At 40.5% G+C, this 7,746-nt stretch carries 6 protein-coding genes and 1 other annotated feature; of the genes, 5 read left to right on the top strand and 1 reads right to left on the bottom strand.

The annotated features are described in order from the left end of the window. Positions 1–84: 84 nt before the first annotated feature. Positions 85–1,038: a YaaC family protein gene (locus tag IE222_RS25770; protein ID WP_370465093.1), complete on the bottom strand. Its 954-nt coding sequence runs from the start codon at positions 1,036–1,038 to the stop codon at positions 85–87. Positions 1,039–1,147: 109 nt separating this feature from the next. Here IE222_RS25770 and guaB point away from each other — a divergent pair, with 109 nt between their 5' ends. The 5 genes from guaB to serS all read left to right on the top strand — a co-directional run bounded on the left by guaB (position 1,148) and on the right by serS (position 7,630). Next, the gene (gene guaB / locus IE222_RS25765) at positions 1,148–2,611 is read left to right on the top strand and encodes an IMP dehydrogenase (protein ID WP_191277244.1); all 1,464 of its coding nucleotides are present in this window, start codon (positions 1,148–1,150) and stop codon (positions 2,609–2,611) included. A gap of 171 nt (positions 2,612–2,782) precedes the next feature. Further along, a complete protein-coding gene (locus tag IE222_RS25760; RefSeq protein ID WP_191277243.1) occupies positions 2,783–4,141 on the top strand; it encodes a serine hydrolase in 1,359 nt (452 codons plus the stop codon). A 179-nt stretch (positions 4,142–4,320) separates the two neighbouring features. Beyond that, positions 4,321–5,202, top strand: a complete 882-nt coding sequence (pdxS, locus tag IE222_RS25755; protein WP_191277242.1) for a pyridoxal 5'-phosphate synthase lyase subunit PdxS — start codon at positions 4,321–4,323, stop codon at positions 5,200–5,202. 117 nt (positions 5,203–5,319) lie between these two features. Next, the gene (pdxT, locus tag IE222_RS25750) at positions 5,320–5,910 is read left to right on the top strand and encodes a pyridoxal 5'-phosphate synthase glutaminase subunit PdxT (protein WP_191277241.1); all 591 of its coding nucleotides are present in this window, start codon (positions 5,320–5,322) and stop codon (positions 5,908–5,910) included. A gap of 64 nt (positions 5,911–5,974) precedes the next feature. Beyond that, positions 5,975–6,197: a binding site (T-box leader), on the top strand. Positions 6,198–6,349: 152 nt separating this feature from the next. Further along, entirely contained in the window at positions 6,350–7,630 is a 1,281-nt protein-coding gene (serS, locus tag IE222_RS25745; protein WP_191277240.1) for a serine--tRNA ligase, read from the top strand. Positions 7,631–7,746: the final 116 nt, after the last annotated feature.

Here is a 7,746-nt window from a genome sequence, read left to right as displayed (position 1 = left end):
AGAGTAGGACGCTGCCGGGCAAACAAAAAGACAATCAGAAATGATTGTCTTTTTTACTATATACAATTAAATCCAGCTTAGCGACTATGTTTTTGATTTTGTTAAATATTGATAAATTAAAAACGGGCCTTTTTTTAAAGTGATTTGCAAAAATGAGTAGATAAAAGGGTAGTCGCGATTAGGCATCATTTTTGTTAATTCACTCCACCATTCTGTTTCATAACGGGCTATCATACTTAAATTGTAAAGTAATAAGTAATGAATGAGCAGCTCAGGAAAGTCAGAAAACTTATTTTTATGTAATGGAAGTGCCCAGTACTTCTCATCAAGATGAAATTTTAGCGGTATAACATTTGAAACTCCAAAATTCTCCGATATTGTAAAAGAGATCCCCTTGTCGGAAAATTGCACATTATTGTTCATCTTTGCTGTAAAAAACTCTTTAAAGCGATTTTCTGTCATATGGTATGAATCTAATATAGTGTCAGAAAGAGTATATTGTTCCCCAACTGAATGTAACGGTTCAAAAATTTTTTTACTTTCGTGTAAAAGGAATAACTCATTTAGTTCCGGGATAAGCTGCAATAAATCTTCCATTACGACCTTTTCGCCTTCCAGTTGTTTCATGTGAAACATTTTTTCAGACATATAGGGGAAAAGTCCATTTTTTTGAAGCTTGACTTCGTCTTGAAAAAAGAGATAATTTTGCTTTTTTCGCTTTCGTGTTGACACGCCATGAGCTAAAACGGCTGTTGATTCAGGATAAGCGGGATCAGTCGTTAATATGCAGGCCTTAATTAAATGGACGAGGCCATAAAAAAGCAAAATTGGTTTTAAAATAAGTGGTGCTTTTTCTGCTTGTTGATAATATATTTGACCATGTTCCAAATAATAAAGAAAAGAATATGAGTTGTCGTAACTTTTTGCTTCAGGATTTTCAATATTGTTTTTTTGGTAACATGTTTTTAGGAAACTTTGACAATATTCAGCAGAAAAAAACCTTGAAAAGCTGGTCCAGTCATTTTGATTAATGTTCAAATTATACCACCTTTTTTTCAGAATAATCTAACTTAGTGCATGTCCCTTGACAGTATTTTGTCCAATTGATAACCTACAAATAATATTTTTTGTCCTGGAGGCCGTAAAAATGTGGGAAAATAAGTTTGCAAAAGAAGGTTTAACGTTTGATGATGTGTTATTAGTTCCTGGAAAGTCAGAAGTTCTTCCAAGAGATGTTAATTTACAGGTTGAATTATCGCCTAATGTAAAACTTAATATCCCAATTATTAGTGCTGGGATGGATACGGTAACGGAATCAGAAATGGCGATTGCGATGGCCCGTCAAGGCGGTTTAGGTATTATCCATAAAAACATGTCCATTGAGCAGCAAGCAGAGCTTGTAGAAAAGGTTAAGCGCTCTGAGAGCGGTGTTATTACGGATCCATTTTTCTTAACACCAGACAGGCAGGTTTTTGATGCCGAGCATTTAATGGGGAAATATCGCATCTCCGGGGTTCCAATTGTGAACAATGTCGAGGAGCAAAAGCTAATCGGCATTATTACCAACAGGGATCTTCGTTTTATTGAAGATTATTCCTTTAAAATCTCCGATGTGATGACAAAGGAAAATCTAATTACGGCTTCAGTTGGTACAACATTAGCTGAAGCAGAGAAAATTTTACAAAAGCATAAGATTGAAAAGCTGCCGCTTGTTGACGAGCAAGGAGTACTAAAGGGGTTAATTACCATTAAGGATATTGAAAAGGTAATTGAGTTTCCAAACTCAGCTAAGGATCAGCAAGGCCGTTTGCTAGCAGGTGCAGCTGTTGGGGTTACCAAGGATACAATGAGACGAGTGGAAGCACTTGTGAAGGCCAACGTCGATGCTATAGTTGTAGATACAGCCCATGGGCATTCAAAAGGTGTTCTTGATACAGTAAAACAAATTAGAGACGCATTTCCTGAATTAACAATTATTGCTGGTAACGTAGCAACTGCTGAAGCAACAAAAGCTTTAATCGAAGCAGGAGCTGACGTAGTCAAGGTTGGAATTGGCCCAGGGTCAATTTGTACAACCCGCGTTGTTGCTGGAGTAGGTGTACCGCAAATTACAGCGGTCTATGATTGCGCAACGGAAGCTATGAAACACGGCAAGACGATTATAGCTGATGGTGGAATTAAATACTCTGGTGATGTCGTGAAAGCATTGGCTGCAGGAGGAAATGCCGTAATGCTTGGCAGTCTTTTAGCAGGTACTACAGAAAGCCCTGGAGAAACTGAAATTTTCCAAGGACGCCGCTTTAAAGTATATCGAGGTATGGGTTCTGTTGCAGCAATGGAAAAGGGTTCAAAAGACCGTTATTTCCAAGAAGATAATAAGAAATTTGTCCCTGAAGGTATTGAAGGGCGCTTACCTTACAAAGGACCTTTAGCTGATACCATTTTCCAGTTGATTGGCGGATTACGCTCCGGAATGGGCTATTGCGGTACCAAAGACCTTGAAGAGTTAAGAACAAAATCACAATTTATCAGAATGACTGGCGCCGGCTTAAGAGAGAGCCATCCACACGATGTTCAAATCACAAAAGAGGCACCAAACTATTCTATGTAAAAAGAGAAGCTCAGCCTTCTCTTTTTTTTTGCAAAAAAACCTCTTCAAAGCGTTCTGCTCAAAAAGTCCCATTTTAAAAAGGAAATAAGTTAGGCGGATGCTCTGTCTAGGATTTACTTTGGAGTTGTGTTAAAATAACCAAGGTGTACTAAAACGTTGGAGGGCATAACAGTGAAAAAACAGTTTTTTCGAAAATTAGCTGCTAGTGCGCTTGCCCTGACACTTTCTTTTAGCCTTTTTGGCGGAGCGGGACAGGCAAATGCACAAGCGGCTTTAAATGTAAATGCAGATGGGGCAATATTAGTTGATGCAGAATCAGGCAAAGTGCTATATGAAAAAAATGCTGACAGTCCACTTGGAGTTGCCAGTATGACCAAAATGATGACTGAATATCTGCTCCTTGATGCGGTGAAACGTGGAAAAGTGAAATGGGACCAGGAATATAATGTCAGTGACCTAGTGTATAAAATGTCACAGCCAAGAGACTTATCGAATGTACCGTTACGCAAGGATGGAAAATATAAAGTACAAGAATTATATGAGGCTATGGCAATTTATTCTGCTAATGGTGCAACCATTGCTTTGGCTGAAATTATCGGCGGGTCAGAGTCGAACTTTGTTAAAATGATGAACGAAAAAGCCCAAAAGTTAGGCTTAAAACATACTAAATTTGTAAACTCTTCAGGATTAAATAATAGAGATTATCATGGTGAACAGCCAGAAGGTACGGGCCCTGAGGATGAAAACGTAATGTCCGCAAATGATGTAGCAACACTAGCATTTCATTTGATCAACGAATATCCTGATGTTTTAAAAACTGCTAGCACTCCTATGAAGGTGTTTCGTGAAGGAACAGATGATAGAATCATCATGAAGAACTGGAACTGGATGCTGCCTTCCCTTGTTTATGGCTACCAAGGAATGGATGGACTGAAGACAGGGACAACTGATTTTGCCGGCTATTGCTTTACAGGTACAGCAAGCCGTGATGGCAAACGATTTATTACCGTTGTTCAGAATGCTACGAATGCCAATGGTAAAGGCGATTATAAGTCTCGCTTTGATGAAACAAGAAAAATGCTGGATTATGCCTTTAGCAATACAACAAAAGAAGAAGTCGTTCCAAAACACTATCAAGTAAAGGGACATAAAACTCTTCCCGTTATTAAAGGGAAAGAGGACCAAGTTAAAATTTATACAAAGTCAGCCATTGATATGGTGATTGAAAATGGCGAGAAAGACAATTATAAACCAGTATTAGTTTTGGATAAAAAGAAGATTAACAAAAACGGTGAAATAACCGCGCCTATTAATAAAGGTGAAAAAATCGGCTATATAACAATTGAGCCTAAAAATGGTGATAAAATTAAATACTTAACAGCAGAGGGGCAAAAGAAGGTTCAAGTAGATGTAGTTGCTGCTCAAGATGTTGAGAAAGCCAATTGGTTTGTGTTAATGATGAGAGGAATTGGAAGCTTCTTTGGGGATGTATGGGGAGGCATTTCTTCTACGGTAAAAGGCTGGTTTTAAAGCTTTTTAAAAACTATCAAAATTTGGATGGATAAAAGATTGGATTCCTGCCTTGACAGGAATCCTTTTTTGTTGCTTTAATGGTTTTATGGAATGAATTTTTCTACTATTTAAAATGATAGTTTTCAAGCTAGGGAGATTTTTCTTAATATTAGCAATAGAAGGGGGATTTTTCAGAAATGTTAACAGGTACGGATCGTGTAAAACGGGGTATGGCAGAAATGCAAAAGGGCGGCGTCATTATGGATGTCGTGAATGCTGAGCAGGCAAAGATTGCTGAGGAGGCTGGCGCAGTAGCGGTAATGGCTCTTGAGCGGGTTCCTTCCGATATTCGTGCTGCTGGCGGTGTTGCCAGAATGGCAGATCCAAGAATTATGGAAGAAGTAATGGGTGCTGTTTCCATTCCAGTAATGGCTAAAGCTAGAATTGGTCATATTGTCGAGGCACGAGTTCTTGAGGCTATGGGCGTAGATTATATTGACGAAAGTGAAGTATTGACTCCTGCTGATGAAGAATTCCATTTAAATAAAAATGCGTTTACGGTTCCTTTTGTTTGTGGCTGTCGTGATTTAGGTGAGGCTGCTCGTAGAATTGGCGAAGGCGCTTCTATGCTTCGTACAAAAGGCGAGCCTGGAACTGGTAATATTGTTGAAGCGGTCCGCCATATGCGTAAAGTAAATGCACAAGTTCGTAAAGTCGTTGCTATGAACGAAGACGAATTGATGACTGAAGCAAAGCTTTTAGGAGCACCGTATGAAATCCTTCTTGAAATTAAACGTCTTGGCCGCCTTCCAGTTGTTAACTTTGCTGCCGGTGGTGTAGCAACTCCTGCTGATGCAGCGTTAATGATGGAATTAGGCGCTGACGGTGTATTCGTAGGGTCTGGGATTTTTAAATCAGAAAACCCTGCTTTATTTGCAAAAGCGATTGTAGAAGCAACTACACACTACCAAGATTATAAATTAATTGCTGAACTATCTAAGAACTTAGGGACACCGATGAAAGGGATTGAAATTTCATCATTGGCACCAGCTGACCGCATGCAAGACCGCGGTTGGTAGAATAGCAAAGCGAAAGTGCCTTGCATAGGCGCTGCTGCTAAATAAGAAGAACTTTAAATTCACTAAAACAGAACTTTTGAAAAAAAGTTCTGTTTTTCAAAACAAAGGGGTATTTTTATGATAAAGATTGGCGTTCTCGCATTACAAGGGGCTGTCCGTGAGCATATTCAATCAGTTGAAGCATGTGGAGTAGAGGCGATCGCCATTAAGCATAAGGAAGAGCTGAAAGAGATAGATGGCTTGATTCTCCCTGGCGGAGAAAGCACTGCCATGCGTCGTTTAATTGATAAGTATGACTTTATGGATGCGTTGAAGGACTTTGCTGCAGAAGGGAAGCCAATGTTTGGGACATGTGCCGGTTTGATCCTTTTAGCAAAAAATCTTGTCGGCTACAGCGAGCCGCATATCGGTGTGATGGACGTTACGGTTGAACGCAACTCCTTTGGCCGTCAGGTAGACAGCTTTGAGGCCGACCTCGCGATTAAAGATGTCGCTTCAGCGTTCCCTGCAGTATTTATCCGTGCACCGCACATTGTTGAAGCTGGAGAGAATGTTGAAATTCTATCTAAACACAATGGCCGCATTGTTGCTGCACGTGAAGGGCAATTCCTCGGATGTTCGTTCCATCCGGAGCTAACAGAGAACCATCGCTTTACTGGATACTTTGTTGAGATGGTTAAAGAAGCAAAACAAAAACAGCTTGTCTAACCGGAATAATTTGGTTGCATTTAAGAGATACTTATAGTAAATTAATTAATACAAAATTATATTGAACAAAGCGATGAGAGGAACTAGTAACAAGAGATCTATTCTTAAGAGAGCCGGTGGCTGGTGTGAACCGGTGAATGATGCTTGTGAATCCCTCCTCGAGCAAGGTACGGAACGTCTCCATCAAGGGGCCAGTAAGTATCTTCGGACAGAAACCGTTAATTTTTTGAGGTGGACAGTTTTGGCTGTCAACCAGGGTGGTATCGCGAGTAACTCTCGTCCCTGTATTTGGGGCGGGAGTTTTTTTGTTTTTATAGCGTATTTTAAACGACCTCGCAGATATATAGCATTAAGTCGCAGATATATTACCCAAACTCGCAGATATATTACTCAAACCCGCAGAAATCCATTAATAAAGAAGAAAAGGAGTGTCAAAAACATGCTCGATATAAAAGTATTAAGGGCCAATTTTGCTGAAGTAAAGGAAAAGCTGCAGCATCGTGGTGAAGATTTAACAGATTTAGGAAGGTTTGAGGAGCTGGACCACAAAAGACGAGAGCTGATTGTGGAGTCTGAACAGCTTAAATCAAAACGAAATGAAGTTTCTCAGCAGGTTGCAGCTTTAAAGCGTGAGAAGAAGGACGCCGATCACTTGATTACAGAAATGCGTGAAGTAGGTGACCGGATTAAAACGCTTGATGATGAGTTAAGAGGAGTAGAAGAATCGTTGGAGCTGCTGTTATTAAGCATTCCAAATATTCCACATGAAAGCGTCCCAGTCGGTGAATCAGAGGATGACAACGTTGAAATTAGAAAATGGGGTCAAATTCGTGAGTTTGATTTTGAAGCAAAACCGCACTGGGAGATTGCCGATCACTTAGGCATCCTTGATTTTGAACGTGCGGGTAAGGTGACCGGAAGCCGATTTGTATTCTATAAAGGGCTTGGTGCTCGACTTGAACGTGCATTAATGAGCTTTATGCTTGATTTACATGTAGATGAACATGGCTACACAGAAGTGCTGCCGCCATACATGGTAAATCGCGCAAGTATGACGGGGACAGGGCAGCTGCCGAAGTTTGAAGAGGATGCTTTCTTAATCGAAAGTGAAGACTACTTCTTGATTCCAACAGCTGAAGTACCTGTGACGAATCTACATCGTGATGAAATCATCAGCGGTGAGGAATTGCCGATTAAATATGCTGCTTACAGTGCATGCTTCCGTTCTGAGGCAGGTTCTGCCGGGCGTGATACAAGAGGCTTGATCCGCCAGCATCAATTTAATAAGGTTGAGCTTGTGAAGTTCGTTAAGCCGGAGGAGTCTTATGCTGAGCTTGAAAAGCTGACCAATAATGCGGAGCGGGTATTACAGCTGTTAGAACTGCCATACCATGTCTTAAGCATGTGTACCGCTGACCTGGGCTTTACGGCAGCGAAGAAGTATGATATCGAAGTTTGGCTGCCTAGCTATGGCACATACCGCGAGATTTCTTCTTGCAGTAATTTTGAAGCGTTCCAAGCGAGACGAGCGAATATCCGTTTCCGCCGCGATCCGAAAGCAAAGCCTGAACATGTTCATACGCTAAATGGTTCTGGTCTCGCGATAGGCCGCACGGTTGCTGCTATTTTGGAAAACTATCAACAGGAAGACGGCAGTGTCATCATTCCAACGGTACTGCGTCCATATATGGGCGGCCGTGAGGTTATTAAGCCGGTTTAATTTACTCTTTATCGGGCGGTATCGCTCCGCCCGATTTTTTTTTACAATTTAGTTGACATTAGGGTGTTTTATATGATAAATTATTTTTTGTTGTCATACGGAGGAATACCCAAGTC

This window comes from Neobacillus kokaensis (genome assembly GCF_014656545.1).
GTDB lineage: Bacteria > Bacillota > Bacilli > Bacillales > Cytobacillaceae > Neobacillus > Neobacillus kokaensis.
This window is presented reverse-complemented; position numbering and strand designations above follow the sequence as displayed.

Excerpts from the sequence above, each read along its gene's own strand:
- guaB (WP_191277244.1), top strand. The coding sequence starts at position 1,148 with ATGTGGGAAAATAAGTTTGCAAAAGAAGGTTTAACGTTTGATGATGTG.
- pdxS (WP_191277242.1), top strand. The coding sequence starts at position 4,321 with ATGTTAACAGGTACGGATCGTGTAAAACGGGGTATGGCAGAAATGCAA.
- pdxT (WP_191277241.1), top strand. The coding sequence starts at position 5,320 with ATGATAAAGATTGGCGTTCTCGCATTACAAGGGGCTGTCCGTGAGCAT.
- serS (WP_191277240.1), top strand. The coding sequence starts at position 6,350 with ATGCTCGATATAAAAGTATTAAGGGCCAATTTTGCTGAAGTAAAGGAA.